Origin of the sequence: Sphingomonas sp. CFBP 13714, assembly GCF_014842205.1 — a bacterium.
GTDB lineage: Bacteria > Pseudomonadota > Alphaproteobacteria > Sphingomonadales > Sphingomonadaceae > Sphingomonas > Sphingomonas aerolata.
Genome location: NZ_JACYVG010000003.1, coordinates 175393 through 194867 on the forward strand (window position 1 = coordinate 175393; position 19475 = coordinate 194867).

Annotated in this window: 14 protein-coding genes; 10 read left to right on the plus strand and 4 right to left on the minus strand. The window is 67.0% G+C overall.

What is annotated here, in order from left to right:
- Position 1 precedes the first annotated feature (1 nt).
- Positions 2 to 2371, minus strand: a complete 2370-nt coding sequence (locus IFT54_RS08680) for a glycoside hydrolase family 3 N-terminal domain-containing protein (RefSeq protein WP_192070539.1) — start codon at positions 2369 to 2371, stop codon at positions 2 to 4.
- 166 nt (positions 2372 to 2537) lie between these two features.
- Here IFT54_RS08680 and IFT54_RS08685 point away from each other — a divergent pair, with 166 nt between their 5' ends.
- The 6 genes from IFT54_RS08685 to IFT54_RS08710 all read left to right on the plus strand — a co-directional run bounded on the left by IFT54_RS08685 (position 2538) and on the right by IFT54_RS08710 (position 12940).
- On the plus strand, positions 2538 to 4682 hold the full coding sequence (locus IFT54_RS08685; protein ID WP_446740668.1) for an alpha-glucuronidase family glycosyl hydrolase: 2145 nt from the start codon (positions 2538 to 2540) through the stop codon (positions 4680 to 4682).
- A gap of 29 nt (positions 4683 to 4711) precedes the next feature.
- Positions 4712 to 5992 carry an SGNH/GDSL hydrolase family protein gene (locus IFT54_RS08690; protein ID WP_192070330.1) on the plus strand — a complete coding sequence of 427 codons (1281 nt, stop codon included), beginning with the start codon at positions 4712 to 4714 and terminating at the stop codon, positions 5990 to 5992.
- A gap of 429 nt (positions 5993 to 6421) precedes the next feature.
- A complete protein-coding gene (locus tag IFT54_RS08695) occupies positions 6422 to 9532 on the plus strand; it encodes a TonB-dependent receptor (RefSeq protein WP_244648738.1) in 3111 nt (1036 codons plus the stop codon).
- A 137-nt stretch (positions 9533 to 9669) separates the two neighbouring features.
- A complete protein-coding gene (locus IFT54_RS08700) occupies positions 9670 to 10389 on the plus strand; it encodes a SapC family protein (RefSeq protein ID WP_192070331.1) in 720 nt (239 codons plus the stop codon).
- Positions 10390 to 10421: 32 nt separating this feature from the next.
- Positions 10422 to 11426 carry a cupin-like domain-containing protein gene (locus IFT54_RS08705; RefSeq protein WP_342354793.1) on the plus strand — a complete coding sequence of 335 codons (1005 nt, stop codon included), beginning with the start codon at positions 10422 to 10424 and terminating at the stop codon, positions 11424 to 11426.
- Between the two features lie 11 nt (positions 11427 to 11437).
- Positions 11438 to 12940, plus strand: a complete 1503-nt coding sequence (locus IFT54_RS08710) for a tryptophan halogenase family protein (protein WP_192070333.1) — start codon at positions 11438 to 11440, stop codon at positions 12938 to 12940.
- Between the two features lie 36 nt (positions 12941 to 12976).
- Here IFT54_RS08710 and IFT54_RS08715 read toward each other — a convergent pair whose 3' ends face one another.
- Positions 12977 to 13468, minus strand: coding sequence for a nucleoside deaminase (locus IFT54_RS08715; protein WP_192070334.1), 492 nt, complete (start codon positions 13466 to 13468; stop codon positions 12977 to 12979).
- 214 nt (positions 13469 to 13682) lie between these two features.
- Here IFT54_RS08715 and IFT54_RS08720 point away from each other — a divergent pair, with 214 nt between their 5' ends.
- On the plus strand, positions 13683 to 13991 hold the full coding sequence (locus tag IFT54_RS08720; RefSeq protein ID WP_192070335.1) for a hypothetical protein: 309 nt from the start codon (positions 13683 to 13685) through the stop codon (positions 13989 to 13991).
- 86 nt (positions 13992 to 14077) lie between these two features.
- Positions 14078 to 14314: a hypothetical protein gene (locus tag IFT54_RS08725; RefSeq protein ID WP_037528414.1), complete on the plus strand. Its 237-nt coding sequence runs from the start codon at positions 14078 to 14080 to the stop codon at positions 14312 to 14314.
- A 57-nt stretch (positions 14315 to 14371) separates the two neighbouring features.
- On the opposite strand, the gene IFT54_RS08730 is transcribed toward IFT54_RS08725, so the two are convergent.
- Entirely contained in the window at positions 14372 to 16222 is a 1851-nt protein-coding gene (locus tag IFT54_RS08730) for a glycoside hydrolase family 15 protein (RefSeq protein WP_192070336.1), read from the minus strand.
- 162 nt (positions 16223 to 16384) lie between these two features.
- A complete protein-coding gene (locus IFT54_RS08735) occupies positions 16385 to 17227 on the minus strand; it encodes a response regulator (RefSeq protein ID WP_192070337.1) in 843 nt (280 codons plus the stop codon).
- Positions 17228 to 17368: 141 nt separating this feature from the next.
- Between IFT54_RS08735 and IFT54_RS08740 the strand changes: the two genes are divergently transcribed.
- Both IFT54_RS08740 and IFT54_RS08745 read left to right on the plus strand, forming a co-directional pair.
- Positions 17369 to 18088, plus strand: a complete 720-nt coding sequence (locus IFT54_RS08740; protein ID WP_031441087.1) for a response regulator — start codon at positions 17369 to 17371, stop codon at positions 18086 to 18088.
- On the plus strand, positions 18085 to 19461 hold the full coding sequence (locus IFT54_RS08745) for an ATP-binding protein (protein ID WP_192070338.1): 1377 nt from the start codon (positions 18085 to 18087) through the stop codon (positions 19459 to 19461). The genes IFT54_RS08740 and IFT54_RS08745 overlap by 4 nt, the downstream gene beginning before the upstream one ends.
- Positions 19462 to 19475 lie beyond the last annotated feature (14 nt).

Consider the following 19475-nt stretch of genomic DNA (forward strand, 5'->3'; position numbering starts at 1 on the left):
TTCAGGCGATTTCGAGAATAGCGGTCTTGAGGCGCGTCGAGTCGGCACCAACGGAAATGTCGAACAGACCCGGCTCGACCACCTCGCGCATCGTGATGTCGAAGAACCGGAACGCGTCCGGGCCGAGCGTGAACTGGACCGTCCGGCGCTCGCCGGGGGCCAGCGTCACGCGTTCGAAGCCCTTGAGCTCGAGGATCGGTCGCGCGACGGACGACACCTGATCGCGCACATAGAGCTGGACGACCTCGTCGCCCGCGCGCGCACCGACATTGGCGATGTCGACCGACACGGTGACCGTGCCCGCGATCCCGATCTTCGCCGACGACAGGCGCGGCGCACCGATCTCGAACTTGGTGTAGCTGAGCCCGAACCCGAACGGGAACAGCGGCGCGGTCGTGTCGAACAGATAGCCGCGACGCGCGGAGGGCTTCGCGTCGTAGAAGACCGGCAGCTGCCCCGTCGACCGCGCGACCGTCACCGGAAGCTTCGCACCGGGGTTGATGTCCCCGAACAGCGCCTCCGCGATCGCGGTGCCCCCCTCCTGCCCGACATACCAGCATTCGAGCACCGCATTGGCCTGCGCCGTCACGCTCGGCCAGGATGGCGGGCGCCCGTTGATCGCGACCACGATGACGGGCTTCCCCGTCGCCTTCATCGCCGCGAACAGCGCATTCTGCTCGCCGAGCAGGTCGAGGCTGGTGCGATCGCCGAGATGCGTCTTGGCATAGCCCTCCCGGCTCGTCTGCTCGGTGTCGCCGACCGCAAGCAAAATGACGTCCGCGGTGCTGGCGACGGTCACCGCCTCGGCGATCAGGTCCCGGTTGCGCGCCGGATCGGCCAGCAGCACTTCGTTGGCGGAGCGGTCCTCGCTCTGCGTGATGAAGACGCCCTGCGCATGAACGACTTCGGCCTTGCCCTTCAACCGCGCACGAACCCCCTCGAGCAACGACACGGTTGCCTTGGGGATCGACGAATAGCCACCGAGCCGCGCGACGGCTGCGTTCGGGCCGATCACGGCGACGCGCTTGTGCGCGCCCGGGGTGAGCGGCAGGACACCGTCGTTCACGAGCAGCGCGATCGATCGCCGCGCCGCCTCGAGCGCCAGCGCGCGCGCCTCCGCATTGCCGGTCATCCGCGCCGCCGCTTGCGGATCGACGATCACCTGTTCGAACATCCCCGACCGCATCTTCAGCGTCAGCATCCGCCGGCACGCGGCATCGACCGCCTCGATCGCCACCCGACCGCCGCGGACCTGATCGGCGAGCGAGCGATAGGCCTCGCCGTCCGGCAGGTCCGAATCGACGCCCGCCGCCAATGCGAGGCGCGCCGCTTCAGCCTTGTCCGCGGCGATGTGATGCAACGATGCGAGTTCGCCGATCGCCGCATAATCACTGACGATCGCCCCGTCGAAGCCCCATTCGCCGCGCAGCACGTCGTTCAGCAGCCAGCGATTGGCGTGGCTCGGGACACCGTCGATCTCGTTATACGACGGCATCACCGCGCCGATCCCGGTCCGCGCGACGACCGCGCGAAACGGCGGGAAGAAATTCTCGCGCAGTTCGCGTTCGGCGATTGGCGCGGGGGCGACATTCTCGCCGCTTTCGGGCTGGCCGTGCCCGGTCATGTGCTTGAGCGTCGCGAACACCTTGCCGGGTGCCAGCGTCTTGCCCTCGCCCTGCAGGCCGATCACCGCCGCGACGCCCATTTCCCCGCACAGATAGGGGTCCTCGCCGAACGTCTCCTCGATCCGGCCCCAGCGCGGGTCACGGGCGATGTCGACGACCGGCGACAGCGCCAGCACCGTGCCGTGCGCCCGCACCTCGCGCGCGATCACCGCGTTGACCCGGCGAACGAGGTCGCGGTCGAACGATCCCGCCAGCGCGATCGCCTGCGGGAAGCTGGTCGCCTCCGGCGCCATGAAGCCGTGCAGCGCCTCCTCGTGGAACAGGATCGGAATGCCCAGCCGCGTGCGGGTCGTCGCCCAGCGCTGCGCCGCGTTGACGAACGCGATCGTATCCGCCGGCGCACGCCAGCGGCCGGTAACGGCAGCGGCCGTGTTCGCGGCGGTGGCGGCCCCGCCCCGGTCGGAAGGCCGCGCGATCTGGCCGATGCCATTGGGATAGGCCGTATCGGCGCGCGCCGGGTCGAAACGCAGCGCATCATCCATCACCTGCCGCTTCGTCGTCGACAGCGTGATCAGCTGCGCCACTTTCTCGTCGAGTGTCATCCGCCCCATGAGATCGCGGACCCGCAGGTCGACGGGCGCGCGGGGATCCTTGTAGACGGGCGACTCCTTCGCGGCGGCTGCCAGTCCGGGGGCCAGACCGGACGTCAAAGTTGCGAGCGACGCCGAACCCAGCCAGCGGAGCATGCCGCGGCGACTGGTCGCGATTGTCCTGAAACTCGTGCCGGTCACCCATCGTCTCCTGTCTTCAAACGCGGCATTGCTGTCGATGCCGTCATCGTGATAGCGATAACATGTTCGACAAGCAGACCCGTTGTCAATGCGGGAGGCTGTGCCGGGAGAGGAAAGAATGATGCGAGTGCGTTGGCTTTGCGTGGCGGTCGCGGTTGCGATGGCAAGTACGACCGGGGCGCAGGCAGAGGACGGCTACGACCTCTGGATGCGCTACCGTCCCCTGGCGAAAGAGGCGGCGACGGCGCTCGGTCGGGATGCCGAATCGGTCGAAGTGCGCGGCCAATCGGCGACGTTGCGCGCCGCCGCGGACGAGCTTCGCCGCGGTCTCGCGGGGCTGACCGGGCACGCTTTTGCCATGGGTCCGAGCCCGCATCCGATCCTGCTGGCGACCTCGGCAGACGCTGACGTCGGCCGGCTCGGCCTGCCGCTGAAAGACCTTGGCGACGAAGGCTATATCGTGCGGCAGGTGCGTCTCGGCGGCCGCGACGTCACGCTGGTGACCGCGCGTACCGACCGCGGCGTGCTCTACGGCAGCTTCGCGCTGCTGCGCCACATCCAGACCGGCGGGCAGATCGACCGGATCGCGCTCGCTTCGACGCCGCGGGTAAAGCTGCGCGTGCTGAACCACTGGGACAATCTCGATGGCGTGGTCGAGCGCGGCTATGCCGGCCAGTCGCTCTGGGACTGGTGGACGCTGCCCGACTTCAAGGATCCCCGCTACACCGACTATGCGCGCGCCAATGCGTCGATCGGCATCAACGGCACCGTCCTCAACAACGTCAACGCCAAGCCCGACAGCCTGTCCGCCAGCTATATCGCCAAGGCGGCCGCACTCGCCGATGTCTTCCGCCCCTATGGCATCAAGGTCTATCTGTCGGCCCGGTTCTCCGCGCCGATCGAGCTTGGCAAGCTGAAGACGGCGGACCCGCTCGACCCGCAGGTTGCGGCCTGGTGGAAGGCGAAGAGCGACGAGATCTACCGCGCGATTCCCGATTTCGGGGGCTTCCTCGTCAAGGCCAATAGCGAGGGGCAGCCGGGACCACGCGATTATCACCGCAGCCACGCGGACGGCGCGAACATGCTCGCAGCGGCAGTCGCACCGCATGGCGGCATCGTGATGTGGCGGGCGTTCGTCTATGCCGACACCGACCCTGACGACCGCGCGAAACAGGCCTATACCGAGTTCAAGCCGCTCGACGGCAAGTTCGCCGCAAACGTCATCGTCCAGGTCAAAAACGGCGCGATCGACTTCCAGCCGCGCGAGCCGTTCCATCCGCTGTTCGGGGCAATGCCCAGGACACCGCTGATGCTGGAGTTCCAGATCACGAAGGAATATCTCGGCTTTGCGACGCACCTCGCCTATCTTGGGCCGCTCTTCGCCGAGACGCTGGGCAGCGAGACCTTCGCCGGCGGCAAGCGTGCGACGGTCGCCCAGATCGTCGAGGGCGGCGTCAATCGCCACGCGCTGACCGGCATGGCGGGAGTCGCCAATATCGGCCGCGACCGCGACTGGGCCGGATCGACGTTCAATCAGGCGAACTGGTTCGCGTTCGGGCGGATGGCCTGGGATCCGACGATCGGTGCACAGCCGGTTGCGCGCGAATGGGCGGCGATGACCTTCGGGCCGAACCCCGCGATCGTCGTACCGGTGACGGACATGATGATGGGCTCGCGCGAGGCGGTGGTCGACTATATGACGCCGCTCGGGCTCGCGCACGTCATGGCGACGGGCCATCATTATGGCCCCGGCCCGTGGGTCGCCGACCTGAAGCGTCCGGAATGGAATCCGGTCTATTATCACCGCGCGGACAAGGCCGGAATCGGCTTCGACCGGACGCGCACCGGCAGCAACGCCGTCGCGCAATATGCGCCGGAACTCGCCCGCCGTCTCGCCGATCCCGCGACGACGCCGGAGCGTGACCTGCTGTGGTTCCATCACGTGTCATGGGACCGGCCGATGGCGTCGGGGCGCAGCCTCTGGGCCGAGATGGTCCATGATTATGACCGCGGCGTCGGCTATGTCGCGGACATGCGCCAGCGCTGGGACGGACTGCGCGGCCAGGTCGATGCAGAACGCTGGGCCAAGACCGCGACCTATCTGGACATCCAGGAGCGCGAGGCGCGGTGGTGGCGCGACGCCAGCCTCGCCTATTGGATGTCGGTGAACGGCCGGTCGCTGCCGGCCGGCGCCGCTGCCCCCGCGCACGACCTCGACTGGTACAAGGCGCAGCGCCCCGCCTTTGCCCCGGGCAATCCGCAATGAGCGGCCTTCGCAACCGAATGGAGAGCGCGATGACGGTAGGATCTTCGGTCGCCAGGCCGACGGCGTGGCTGTTGGCAGCATTGCTCGCGACCGGCGCGGATGCCCAGCGCGCCGCGCCGGCTCAGCGGTGGACCGGGAGCTGGGGCTCTGCGCAGATGGTCGCGACCGGCGACAATGCGCTGCCGGCCGATCGGGCCGGCGCGCTCACGCTCCGACAGGTCGTCCGTCTGTCGGCTGGAGGCACACAGGTCCGCGTGCGGCTGTCCAACGCGTTCGGCACGCAGCCGCTCCGGATCGGCGCGGCGCATATTGCCCGGCCGACCGCTCTCGGCACCGCGCGTATCGCGGGCGGCACGACACTGCGCTTTGCCGGACAGGTGACCGCGGTCATCCCGGCGGGTGGGGAGATTTATTCGGATCCAATCGCGCTCGCGCTCGCACCCGGGGCCGACCTCGCCGTCAGCCTCTATCTGCCCGATCCCGCCACGCCCCAGACCGGGCATCCCGGTGCGCGGGCCACCAGCTTCACGGTCGCGGGCAATCACGTCGCCGACCCGCTTCTCGCAGGCGCGACCGCGACGCCACACTGGTATGCGCTCGCCGATGTCGAGGTCGCGGGGCCCCGCGTCGCCCAGGTCACCGGCGCGGCACGCCCGACGACGATCGTCACGATCGGCGATTCGATCACCGATGGCTATGGCGTCGCCCCGGAACGCAACACCCGCTGGCCCGACATTCTCGCCGAGCGGCTGCGCGCGGCGCCGGCGACACGCACGCTCGGCGTCGTCAATGCCGGCATCGGCGGCAACCGGATATTGCTCGACGGGCTCGGTCCCAACCTTGTTGCCCGGTTCGATCGCGATGTGATCGCGCGCAGCGGCGTCGGCTGGGTGATCCTGCTCGAAGGGGTGAACGATCTCGGCGTCTTGACGCGCGACGCCCCGGCATCGCCCCAAGACCATGCGGCGCTCGTCGCGCAACTGACCGCCGGCTTCCGCCAGCTGGCCGACCGCGCGCATGCACATGGGATCAAGATCATCGGCGGCACGGTGATGCCGTTCGGCGGCAATGACTATTACCACCCGGACGCCGCGCTCGAGGCCGATCGCCAGGCGGTCAACAGCTTCATCCGCAACTCGGGCGTGTTTGATGCGGTGATCGACTTTGACCGGGTGATGCGCGATCCGCGCCGTCCCGACCGTCTCGCGCCGGCATTCGACTCCGGCGATCATCTTCACCCGTCCGAAGCGGGCTATCGGGCGATGGGTGCCGCGGTGCCGCTGGCGCTGTTCACCACGCCGCAGCGCTGAGCCCCCGCCCGGCATGACGGTCGCGCCGGTCCCCCGCCCGTGCCGCCGGACCGGGCGACCAGTTCGCCCGTTCCTTTGGCTGGTCTGAACCTGTCAGAACAGGCCCCGCCCCGCTTTTCTATGACGGGGCGGGACTCTCTCCGTCTCAAGTATTAAATAATCATATTTAAGTTATTTTATCGGCTATGGCTTTACTGCCACTGTGTCTAAAATACGCGACACAGAATACAGATTACCGTTGACAGTATTCGTGCCCATGGTAGCCCTATCACACACCGCCAATAAGAGCGGTTTCGAAAGGGCTGCGGTCATGCCGCAAAGGGGGAGAGAATGATGAGGGGTTCGTCCATACTCAATGCACTCGTGCGTTCGAGTTCGATTGCCACAGTTGCCGTTTGCCTGCTGAATCCGGCACATACCTTCGCGCAAATGGCGCCAGGCACCGAGACAGGGTCGCCTGCGACTGCCGCGCAGCCAGCGCTTCCGGCGACATCCACCGCGCAAGACGCAGGGCAGACCGCGAGCCAGGATCCGCAATCGGCCCCCGGGGACGAGATCGTCATCACCGGCATCCGCGCCAGCCTTGGTCGCGCTATCGACATCAAGCGCAATTCGGCAGGCGTCGTCGACGCCATCTCGGCCGAGGACATCGGCAAGTTCCCCGACACCAACCTCGCGGAATCGCTGCAGCGCGTCACCGGCGTCTCCATCAGCCGCGCCAACGGCGAAGGCTCGCAGGTCGCCGTCCGCGGCTTCAGCGGCGGCTTCAATCTCGTCACCCTGAACGGCCGCCAGCTTCCGGCGACCAGCATCGACACGAGCACCGGCAACGCGTTTGCGACCGGCACGGGTCGTTCGTTCGATTTCCAGAACCTAGCATCCGAGGGTGTCGCCACGCTCGAGGTCTACAAGACCGGCCGCGCCAACATCCCGTCGGGGGGCATCGGTGCGGCGATCAACGTCGTCACCCGCCGACCGCTGTCGTCGAACGAGAGCGGCCTTTCGGGGTCGATCGGTGCCAAGGGGCTGTATGACAGCTCGGTCGAGAAGGCTGAGGGCGATCTGAGCAAGATCACGCCAGAGCTGTCCGGCCTCATCAACTACAAGAACCCGAACGAAACCTTCGGCGTCAATGTGTTCGGCAGCTATCAGCTGCGCGAATCCGCTTCGGTTCAGTCCAACCCCAATTACTGGAACATCGTGCCGCTGGCCGATTTCCTCAACACGGCGGGCGCCTATATCCGGCCGACGACGGTGATCACCAATCGCCCGACGACCGAATATGTCCAGATACCGAACGACAGCCGGTACCAGTTCTCCGAGAACCGCCGCGAGCGTCTGAACGGCCAGGCCAACATCCAGTTCAAGCCGTCCGACCGCTTCGAAATCTCGATCGACGGCATGTATGCCCGCAACAAGCTGAGCGAAGAGCGTAGCGAGCAGACCAACTGGTTCCAGCGCCCGTTCACCGAAGTCACCTTCGACGACAACAAGCAGATGCAGAGCGCGGTCATCCTCGCCGAGTCGATCCAGGCGGACAAGGGTTACGAGCAGCAGCGTTTCGCGACCAAGACCGAGCTCTATTCGGTCGGTGGCAATGTGAAGTGGGACTTCACAGACAACCTGCGACTGACGCTCGACGCCAACCATGCCAAGTCGAAGACCAATCCGGATAACGCGAACGGAACCTCGGCGACGACGATCTCGATCGGTGCGCCGGTACGCTCCTCGCACAAGGTTGATTTCACCACCGGCTTCCCGCAGCAGTCCGAGACGATCAACGACTGCACCGCAACCAACGGTGGTCGCGGCGGCAACTGCAACAACACGCTCGACATCGCGGATCTGGGTAGCCAGGTCGCACGGAAGATCACGTCGACCCAGGAAGCCCGGATCAACCAGTTCGGCGGCGACGTCGCCTGGGACCTGGGCGGGGGCAGCAAGTTCAACGTCGGCGGCAATTATATCGATGCGAACATGCGCTCGACCACGGTCAACACGATCCAGACCCTCGGCGACTGGGGCATCACGGATACCGGTCGCGTCGCAGAACTAGCCGGCGATCTCGTCGACACCTTCTGCCTGACCTGCAAGTTCGACAAATATGATCCGAAGTCGACAGGCTCGTCACTGGTCGCCTTCCGCGCCAACGCGGTCGATCTGCTCGACGTCTTCGAGCCTTTCTACGCCGCCCGCGGCAACGCGGTCTCGCCGAGCCCGTCCTCGGACGATACCGTCGGTGAGAAGACCTGGGCGGCCTATGGCCAGATCACCTGGGCCGGTGAACTCGGCGGACGCCGCGCCAATGCGCTGATCGGCGCCCGCTATGAAAAGACGCGGGTCAAGTCGATCGGCATCCAGTCGGTGCCGAGCGGCATTCGCTGGTCGCAGGACAATGACTTCGCGGTCGATGGCGGGCCGCCCAGCGGCGCCGTCACGGTCAAGGCGAGCTACGACAATCTGTTGCCATCGCTCGATTTCAACATCGAACCGATCGACAACGTCATGGCGCGCGCCTCGTTCAGCCGCACGCTCGCCCGTCCCGACTATGGCAACCTCTTTGCCTCCGTCAGCGCCGGGGCGCCGAACCGCCCGACCGCGCTCGGTGCGGCCCCTGCGGGCGCAACGCGTCAGGATCCGGCGCTGTTGCCGCTGGTCTCGGACAATTTCGACGTGTCGCTCGAATGGTATTACAAGCCGACGAGCTTCGTGTCGGTCGGCTTCTTCAACAAGGACGTCCGCAACTTCATCGGCAACCAGGTCACCAGCGGCAATCTGTTCGGGCTGCGTGACCCGGGTTCGGGCGCGGCCGGTTCGCGCTCGGGTACCGCGCTGGCCTATCTCCAGGCCAACGGCCTGCCGCTCAGCGATATCAACCTGTTCTCCTACACCGCGTTGCTGACGCAGAATAACGGCAACCAGGCGGCCGCATCCGCCGCGTTCCAGAACAACATCGATCCCGCGACGGGTGGCCTGAGGACGCAGTTCGTCGTCGATCTGGCCAATGCGGTCGATATCGTCGCCGATCCCAACGATCCCCTGTTCGAGTTCGCGATCAGCGGGCCGGTCAACAACCGCGAGGGCAACATCCACGGGTTCGAAGTCGCCTGGACCAACTTCTTCGGCCAGACCGGCTTCGGCTTTGCGGTGTCGTACACCAAGGTCAATGGCGACGTGAACGTCGATCCCTATGCCGATCCCAACGTCAACATCTTCGCACTGACCGGCCTCGGCGACAGCGCGAACCTGACCGGCATCTATGATAAGAACGGGCTTTCGGCGCGTGTCTCGTACAACTGGCGCGACAAATATCTGTCGGGCACCAACCAGGGCGGCAACCGCAACCCGCTCTTCACCGCAGCCTTCGGGACGCTCGACGCGAGCATCAGCTACGACATCGCGCAGAGCTTCTCGATCTCGCTCGAGGCGGTCAATCTGACGAGCGAGCCGTTCCGCCAATATGCCCGCACCGAGACCAATCTGGTCTATGTGCAGGAACTGAAGCCGCGCTTCTATCTGGGCGCGCGCTACCGCTTCTGAGCACAGGCCGGCGTGCGCCTCGGCGCGCGCCGGCCACCGCATCGGACAATGGAAGGGCCGCAGCACCGTGCCGCGGCCTTTTCCTGTTGTCCGACGCCGCCTGGCTGATAGACCCGGACAAAAAGGGACCGGAGCGGATGAACCCCGTACAGATCAACAATATCGATCATGCCGACCTGCGCGTCAGCCCGCGCGCCGGCGCCGCATTCAATGACGCGGCCAATCAGGCGCTGGTCTTCCCCGCCGAATTCGAGGAACTGCAACGCGAATTCGCAATCGTGTTCCGCCGCCGCGACGAAGGTCTTCAGGCCTATGCGCTGCTGGGGCTCGACCGCGACGAGAATCTGTTTCTCGCCGACGAGCATTGGACGAGCCGCTACGTTCCCGCCAGCCACCGGCGCGGTCCCTTCTCGATCGGCATGACCCGGTCCGCACCGGACGATGTCGGCGAGGCCATGCTGCAGGTCGATCTCGACGATCCGCGCGTCGGTGACCCGGCGGGTCTGCCGCTGTTCCTCGAGCATGGCGGCAACACGCCCTATCTCGATCATGTCACCGGTGTATTACGGCTGCTGTACGAGGGGATGGACTCCGCACCCGCCGCCTATGCCGCGCTCGACGAGGCCGGCCTGCTCGCGCCGGTCACGCTCACGATCGATGTCAGCGACGAGCGCCGCTACACCGTACCCGACGTGCTCGTCGTCGACCTCGAGCAGCTTGCGGCGCTGAACGGCCCGCCGCTCGAACAATTGCACCGCTCGGGTATCCTGCGGCTCGCGATCCTTGCCGCGTCATCGCTCGGCAATATCCAGCAGCTGATTGCACACAAGCAACAGCGGCTCGCGGCAGTCGGTTGACCCCGGTGCCCGCCATCACCCGCCGGACCCGCGTGATCGAAGGGGCGGACGCGCGGCCCCTGCCCGTCGCCGATCTGATCGCGGAGGGCCGCCCGACGATACTGCGCGGTCTTGCCCGCGACGTCCCGCTCGTCGCCGCGGCCCGTCAGGGTCCCGCGGCCGCGGTCGCCTGGCTCAAGCAGTTCGATGGCGGCCAGCCGGTGACGGCCTATATCGGTGACCCCGCCATCGGCGGCCGCTTCGGATACACGGCCGACTGCACCGCGCTCAACTTCACCCGCGAGCGCGGATCGCTGTCCGCCTATCTCGACCAGCTTCTCGCCAGCATCGACGATGCCGCCGCGCCGAGCATCTATATCGGCTCGACCGACATCGATCAGTACCTCCCCGGCCTCCGCGACCAGGCAGTACTCCCCTTCGGCGACCCCGAACTCATCGCGCATCCGCCGCTGGTCAGCATCTGGATCGGCAACCGGACGACCGCGTCGGCGCATCACGACATGTCGAACAACATTGCGGTCACGTTGGTCGGGCGGCGGCGCTTCACGCTCTTCCCGCCCGATCAGGTCGCCAACCTCTATCCGGGGCCGCTCGAACCGACGCCCGCGGGCCAAGTCGTTTCGATGGTCGATTTCGACGCCCCCGATCTCATTCGCCATCCCGGCTTTGCCGATGCGCTGGCGGTGGCCGAAGTGGCTGAGATGGAGCCCGGCGACGCGCTCATCTACCCGGCCTTGTGGTGGCATCAGGTCGAGGCGCTCGATCCGTTCAACGCGATGATCAACTATTGGTGGAACCCGACGCCGCGCTTCATGGACACGCCGCAGAACACGTTGCTGCACGGCCTGCTCAGCCTGCGCGACCGGCCCGAGCATGAGAAGCGCGGGTGGCAGGCGTTGTTCGACTATTATGTCTTCGGCGATGCGGCGCGCGCCGGCGCGCATCTGCCGGCAGACGCGCGCGGCGCACTCGCACCGCTGGATGCGATGGCCGCGCGAAGGCTGCGCGCCACGCTGTTGCAACGGCTCAATCGATGAAGGGATATGCGATGGATACCCCGCCAAAGACCCGCGTGATCATCGCCGGTGGCGGCACCGCCGGCTGGCTCGCCGCAGCGCTGCTGACACGACAGCTCGGCGCGCTGGTCGACGTCACGCTGATCGAATCGGACGAGATCGGCACCGTCGGCGTCGGCGAAGCGACCATCCCCACGGTCCAGGCCTTTCACGCGCTGCTCGGCTTCGACGAGCGCGCGTTCATGGCCGCCACCGGCGCGACGTTCAAACTCGGCATCGCGTTCGAGGGCTGGGCACGCCCCGACGATCGCTATGTCCATTCGTTCGGCGATGTCGGGCGGTCCACCTGGATGGGCGACTTCCAGCATTTCTGGCTCGAAGCCCGCGCCAACGGTCTCGCCGGCGACTTTGGCGACTATTGCCTCGAGCTCCAGGCCGCGGAGGCGCGCCGCTTCACCATCGGCCAGCAGGGTCCGCAGCTCAACTATGCCTATCATTTCGACGCGGGCCGCTATGCCCGCTTCCTGCGCGAGCGCTGCGAGACCGCGGGGCTGACCCGGATCGAGGGACGGATCGCCGGGGTCGATCGCTCGGCGGAGACCGGCCATATCGATGCGGTCATCCTTGCCAACGGATCGCGTGTCGCAGGCGATCTGTTTCTCGACTGCAGCGGGTTTCGCGGGCTGCTGATCGGCGATGCGCTCGGCGTCGGCTATGAAGACTGGAGCCACTGGCTGCCCGCCAACCGTGCGCTCGCAGTGCAGACGTCATCGGTCGAGCCCGCCCGGCCCTATACGCGCGCGATCGCGCATGATGCCGGCTGGCAATGGCGGATCCCGCTGCAGCACCGCGTCGGCAACGGCATCGTCTATTCGAGCGAGTACCTCTCCGATGATGCGGCCCAGGATCGTCTGCTGGCATCGGTCCAGGGTCGCCCGCTGACCGACCCGCGCCTGCTGCGCTTCACGACCGGCCGCCGCCTGCGCGCATGGGAGGGCAATTGCATCGCGCTGAGCCTCGCCGGCGGGTTCGTCGAACCGCTCGAATCGACCAGCATCCATCTCGTCATGACCGCGCTGACCCGGCTGCTCCGCGCCTTCCCCTTCGACGGGATCAGCCCCGCGGTCGTCGCGCAGTTCAACGCGCAGACGCGGCGCGAGATCGAAGGGGTGCGCGATTTCGTCATCCTGCACTATCATTTGAATCAGCGCAGCGAACCGTTCTGGAAGGCCTGCGCCGCAATGCCGATCCCCGACACGCTGGCGGAGCGCATCGCGCTGTTTTCCGACGCAGCGCAGGCCTATCAATCGCCCGACGACCTGTTCCGCGTCAGTTCCTGGACGCAGGTCATGCTGGGCCAGCGGCTCGAGCCGCGCGACTGGCATCGCCTCGCGCGGATGATGCCGACCGAACGGCTCGGATCGTCGCTCGCGGAGCTGAAGGCGGGGATCGCACAACAGGTCGACCGGCTGCCCGCGCATCAGGCGTTCGTCGATCGCTACTGCGCCCAGGACGCGCCCGGAGTGGCGGCATGAGCCTGAGCAAATCCTGACCCGACGCGTCGCCTCAGGTTAGAGATTGGCCTGTTCGTCGGTCGGCAGCTCCGCGTCGGGGCCGTAATAGAGCACGGCGCATTCGGCCTTCAGACACCCGCCCTCGATGACGATATCGTCGCGATAGGCGTCGTGGATGAAGGTGAGCGTGTCGACGTGCTTCGCCTCGAAATACATCGGATGCACGTCGTCGCGGCCCGCGCCATAGACGACGCGCCCGACCTTCGACCAGATCGACGCCATCGTGCACATCCCGCAGGGTTGCAGTGTCGAGTAGAGCGTCGCCCCGCGCAGTTCGAGTTCGCCCGTATCCTCGCAGGCGCGCCGGATCGCCATCATTTCGGCATGCGCGGTCGCGTCTGGCAGCTCGTGCGTCTGGTTGCGTTCGCCCGCGATCATCTTGCCGTCGAGCACGATCACGCAGCCCAGTGGTGAGGTCGACGGATCCGATCCCTTCGACCGGGCGATCGCGATCGCCTCGCGCATCCAGCGTTCATCATCCTGCATCATGGCGTCACCTCCCGGAATCACCGTGTAACGCACGGAAGCAGGTCTTGTTCGCCTGGTTCGGCAGAGGGAGCTCTAAATCGGCGATCGACCTTTGCCGCCGGGTCAAATTCTTCGAAACGGCTGGGCGAAATCCGGCGATGCGCGTTGTCATCACGCGTTGCAGGACGGCCGATAGCCCGTCTTGCAGGACCTTTCGCATCCCGAGGAGCCATTGATGCCGACCACTCTCAAAGCCAAGTTCGACACGCGCCGCGAAGCCGAGATGACGGTGGAACGTCTCGTCCAGGAGATGAATGTCGAGCGGACCGACATCTTCATCACGACCGACGGCGCGGACAACAGCGCTGGCGACGAGCGAGCCGGCGCCGACACTGCAGGCGATGATCCCACGCCCGCCTCGCGCGCCGATGCCGCACTCGAAGGCAAGATCATCGTTTCGGTCGATATCGCGGACGCCGGGCGCGCGAGCGACATCAAGGCTGCATTCGCCGAGTTCGACGCCTCCGAGGTGGCGGAGCGCTAAACGCCTTGAGGGCGGGGCGGACGATACGGTGTCCGCCCCGCCCCTGCGACCGTCTTTACTCCCTCCCCGACACCATGGAATCCGACATGACCGACACCACCGCCATCATGGCCCGCCAGCGCGAGATCGCGTCGGAACATCTGCTGTTCAAACTGATGGAATATGTCGAGGCGCAGCACCCGGGGCTGCTCGACTTCATGGAAGCCAGCCTCGACCATCTCGGCGACCCGGCGACCGACGAGACCAAGGATGATGCCGGGGTCCGGCAAATCGCCGCGCGCATGATCACCGGCGCGCGCAAACAGGGCGTCGATGCGGGCTGAAACGCCGGGCCGACAGGCTGATGGCGGAGGCGGCGAAACGTATCGCCGCCTCTGCCGCTAGCAGGCGTCCTGTCCGCCGAGCACGTCGAGCGCCATGACGTGCGCAAGGTGCGACAGTCCCTGCGGCAGGTTGCCGAGAAACATGCCCGTCTTCGGATCGGCCATCTCCGTCATGATCCCGACGCCGCGATCAAGCGCCTCGGAAATGCCCGCAAGCGCCGCCTCTGCCCGATCACGCTGGCCAAGCAGCGCACGGGCCTCGATCATCCAGAAGGTGCACGCCAGGAAACACCCCTCTTCCGCCCACACGTCGGTGTAGCGATAGTGATAGGGCCCCGCCCCCAGTTCGCGGTCGATCGCGTCGAGCGTCTTTTCCAGCCGCTCGCGCCCGTCGAAGCCGAACCGCACCGCCAGCGCGAGCGACGCGTCGAGCTTGTCGCTGCCGGGGTAGAAGACGAACGCCTGCTTGGTCTCGGACCAGCATTCATCCTCGATCCACTGCGCGATCCGGTCGCGTTCGCGCGACCAGCGATCGCGGCACGTGGTCGGCAACTGCCCCTGGTCCGCCAGTTCGACCGCACGCGCCAGCGCCTGCCAGCAACTGATCTTCGACATGGTGTAATGCTGCGACTCCTCGAGCTCCCAGATGCCGGCATCCTTCTGGCGCCACGCGTCCGCACACCGGTCCGCGAGATGCGACAGCAGTTCGGCGCTCGACGCATCGAGGATGTTGCCACAACTGACGAAGCGGGCCGCGGTCTCGAATATGTCGCCATAGACGCCGTGCTGGTTCTGGTCGGTCGCGGTGTTGCCGACCTGCACGGGTTTCGACCGCCGATATCCCGGCACGTCGATTTCGCTCAGATCGGGGACCAGCGCGCCGTCGAGCGTATAGCAGACGCGCGGCCCGTGTTCGGCCAGCCGCTTCAACAGCCAGGTGAATGCCGCCTTGGCCTCCATCTGCGCCCCCGCGGCGAGAAACGCCTTGATCGTATAGCCGGCGTCGCGGATCCAGGCGTAGCGATAGTCGTAATTCTTCTTGCCGCCGATCCCTTCGGGAACCGAGGTGGTCGCGGCGGCTGCGATCGCACCGGTCGGTGAATAGAGCAGCAGCTTCAGCGCGAGGACGCTGCGGATGAACGCGGGGCGCCGTTCGCCGTCATAGTCGATCCGGTGCGACCATTGCCGCCATTCCGCGTCCGAGATATCGATCCGCTCGTCGATATCGGCGATCGTCGGCACGACCAGCGGCTCGTCCTCACCCGCAACGATCGCGACGACCTCTCGCTGGCCCTGCGCGACCGTCAGCACGCCCGTCACCGCCTCGTCGGTGCGTTCCACGACGACGCCGTCGCTGTGCAGGAACAGCCCCAGCACGCGGTCGACATGGAAGACCGGATATTCGCCGATCTTCGATTGATAGGGGCTCGCCCCGCTGGCCCTGCGTCCCGGGCGCATCTCGATTCTGAACCGGACCGCACCGTCGAGCCCGTCGATCCGCCGTGCGAGTTCGGTCCAGGGCAACCGGCCCGCGGTACCGCTGTTCATCGACTCGGTCAGTCGCGCGCGGCCGCCGTCCGTGATGAAGAGCGTCTCGAGCACGTTGCTGCCGGGCAGATAGCGCCGTTCGACGGTGAACGGCTCGGTCGGGGTGATGCTGAACCGTCCCCCCTCCTCCGGATCGAGCAGCCGGTCGAACAGCGGCTGCGAATCGAGATTGGGGACGCACCACCAGTCGATCGACCCGTCCGCACCCGACAGCGCGACCGACCGCCCGTCGCCGAGCGCGCCATAATCCTCCAGCCGCAGATAGCCGTCCTCGCGCACCCCCTCTCGTACGTCGTCGCGCGCGGGTCGGGTGGTGGCGCGCAGCACGTCGCTGGCCAATGCGGCAAGGGTCTTGGCCATGGAAGTGTCTGTCCGATCGCGTCTTTGCCCCCCACCAGGCCGGGTATTCGACGCTGGGGAAGCCGTGGTCGGACATGAACGTCGCGGCGTGCACCAATATCCCACCCCAACGCTATTTTCCTGGCCGCAGCCCGCAACGCGCCGACTGGGTCCGCCCGCCGCTCAGAGCGGAGACACGTCCGGCATGAAGATATAGCCGTTGCCACGTACCGTCCGGATCAGTTCGGTGCGGTCGTGCCGCTGCACCTTGCGCCGCAGCCGGCTGATATTGACGTCGATCGTGCGGCCCTTCGCCGGGCCGTCGCTGCGCCCCAGCGTCGCGATCATGTCGTCGCGCGAATGGATCGTCTGCGGTTGCGCCACGAACAGATGCAGCATCTGGAACTCGCCATCGGTCAGCCGGACATTGGTGCCGTCGGGGGCGGTCAGCGTCCGCATCCGGCAGTTCAGCGCCCAGCCCGCAAAGCCGACCAGATCGTGGCTCTGGACGGGACTTGCGGCGCCAATGGGTCGCTCGGTCGCCGCGGGGTCGGCAGGATCGGATGACGCGCCGACGCCCAGTTGCGCGCGTTGCCGCCGCAGGACCGACCGGATCCGCGCGAGGATCTCCCGCGGGCTCGACGGCTTGGTGACATAATCGTCCGCGCCCAGCTCGAGCGCGACGACCCGGTCGATCTCGCTCGACAGCGCGGAGAACATGATCACGCGCGGCGGATCCTGGGTCTGGGTCAGCGCGCGCAGCACCGACAACCCGTCCTCGCCGGGCATCATCATGTCGAGCACGACGAGATCGCAGGGACGGTGCGCGAGCCGGGTCCGCAACGCGGCGCCGCTCGCCACGGCTTCGGCACGCAGGCCGTGATCGACCAGAAACCCCGTCAGCAACTCTCGCAGCCCGGGATCGTCGTCGACGATGACGATCCGCGCGCTGTCATCCGCCCCTCGCGTGCCGGCATGGAGATCAGGGCCGGGCACGGCGACGGAAACGCTGTTGGTCAAAATCATGCGCCTCGCCTGCAGGTCAGTTCTTTCCGGCATATGTCTGGATGTTGCGCAATCCGTCGCGCCGGCAACGACCGGCGGTGGCGTGGCATGATGCGAAATCGCTGAAACATCGCGAACACATACGTGGCATAGTGGCCGGCGATGCACTGCGCCGCTCCCGAACCCGCCGATACGATGCTGCTCGTGGTCGATGACGACCATGCGATCCGGACGCTGCTCGCGCAGAGTCTGGGGATGCACGGGTACCGCGTCGAAACCGCGACCAATGCGCAGGAAATGGACGTCGCGCTCGCGCGGCATCCGATCGCGCTGATCCTGCTCGACGTGATGATGCCCGGCGAGGACGGCCTTGCGGCCTGTCGCCGCCTGACCCGCAAGGGCGCCCCCCCCGTCGTCATGCTCAGCGCGCTGGGCGACGAACCCGACCGAATTCTCGGGCTCGAGATCGGCGCGAGCCATTATCTCACCAAGCCGTGCAGCCCGCGCGAGATCCTCGCCACGGTCCGCGCGGCACTGCGTGAACGCAATGGCGCGGCTGCCGAGACCGGACGCAGCTATGGCTTTCTCGGCTGGCGGGTCGATTTCGCCGCGCACGAACTGCTCGACGGCGACGGCATGCTCGTCGACCTGACCGATGGCGAATTTGCGGTGCTGCGCGCCTTTGTCGAACGCCCGCGCCGCGTCCTCGCGCGCGACGCGTTGCTGGAGGCGGCGCGGGGCCCGGATACCGACGCGTTCGACCGGGCGATCGACGTCCAGGTCAGCCGGCTGCGACGCAAGCTGCGTTCGCGCGGGGACGAGATCATCCGGACGATCCGCAACGAAGGCTATTTCTTCGTTCCCCGCGTGATCCGGCTGTGACCACGCCGCCACGCACGGCCGGCGCGAATCCGGTCGGCACCAGGGTCGGGCATCCGCGACGCTGGCCGCTGTTCCTGCGGATCTTCGCGTTCATCCTGTTCACCGTGCTGCTCGTCCAGCTGCTCAATTTTGCCGCCGTGCTGCTGGTCCCGCCGCCGACGCCGGTGGTCTATTCGACCAGCCGGATCGCCTCGGTCGTGCGCGCCGGACGCGACCCGAGCGGGCTGCTGACGATCGCGGTCGCGACCGCCCCGCCGACCGAGCAGGGCGATGCGCGTGATCGTCATCTCGGCCGGGTGATCGCTGCCGATCTGGGCGTGCCGGCACGTGCGGTGATCGTCGAGGCGCGGCGCTATGGTCCCCCCTTGATGGCGGGCGCGTTTCGGCCGCCCATGCCGATGGGCATGCCCAAGATGCCGCCCCAGTCCGTCGTCGACAACACGCTGTTCGGCGCGTTCGTCGTCTGGGTCCATGCCCCCGACGGCCAGTGGCGGACGATCCGCCCGGCGCGTCCGGCGTTCGGCTTGTGGCAGGCGCGGCTGATCCTGTGGTTCCTCGTCGCGATGGCGGTCGCCGCACCGGTCGCGCTGGTACTGGCACGACGCATTGCCAGGCCGGTCGCGCTGTTCGCCGCCGCCGCCGACCGGCTCGGTCGCGACCCCCGCGCCGATCCGATCCCGCTGACCGGACCGCCCGAGATCATGGAGGCCGCGACCGCCTTCAACGTCATGCAGGAGCGGCTCAATCGCTATGTCGAGGATCGCACGACGCTGATCGCCGCGGTCGCGCACGATCTGCGCACGCCGCTGATGCGTCTCGCGCTCCGGCTCGAAAAGGCGCCGGACGAGATCCGCGAGGCGAGCGAGGAGGATATCCAAGAGATGAGCCAGCGGATCGGCGCGGCGATGGCGTTCGTCCGCGACATGACCCGGCATGTCCGCCGCCAGCGGCTCGACCTGCGCTCGCTCGCGGAAAGCATCACCGACGATTATGCCGACCGCGGCGAGCAGGTGGTGCTGTCGCCCGGTCCGTCGCTCGCGATCGACGGCGATGCCCCCGCGCTCAAGGCGTTGCTAGTCAATCTGGTCGACAACGCGGTCAAATATGCCGGGCATGCCGAGGTCCAACTCTACCGCGACCGCGACACGGTGGTGATCGAGGTCGGCGATCGCGGTCCGGGCCTGTCCGCCGCCGATGCGTCGCATGCCTTCGAGCCGTTCTTCCGGGCGGAGCGGTCGCGCAACCGCGACACGGGTGGCACCGGCCTTGGGCTCGCCAGCGTCCGCGCGGTGGCGCATGCGCATGGCGGCGCCGCGACGCTGGAAAATCGCCCCGAAGGCGGTCTCATCGTGCGCGTCATTCTGCCGGCATGATCCGGCACCGAAAC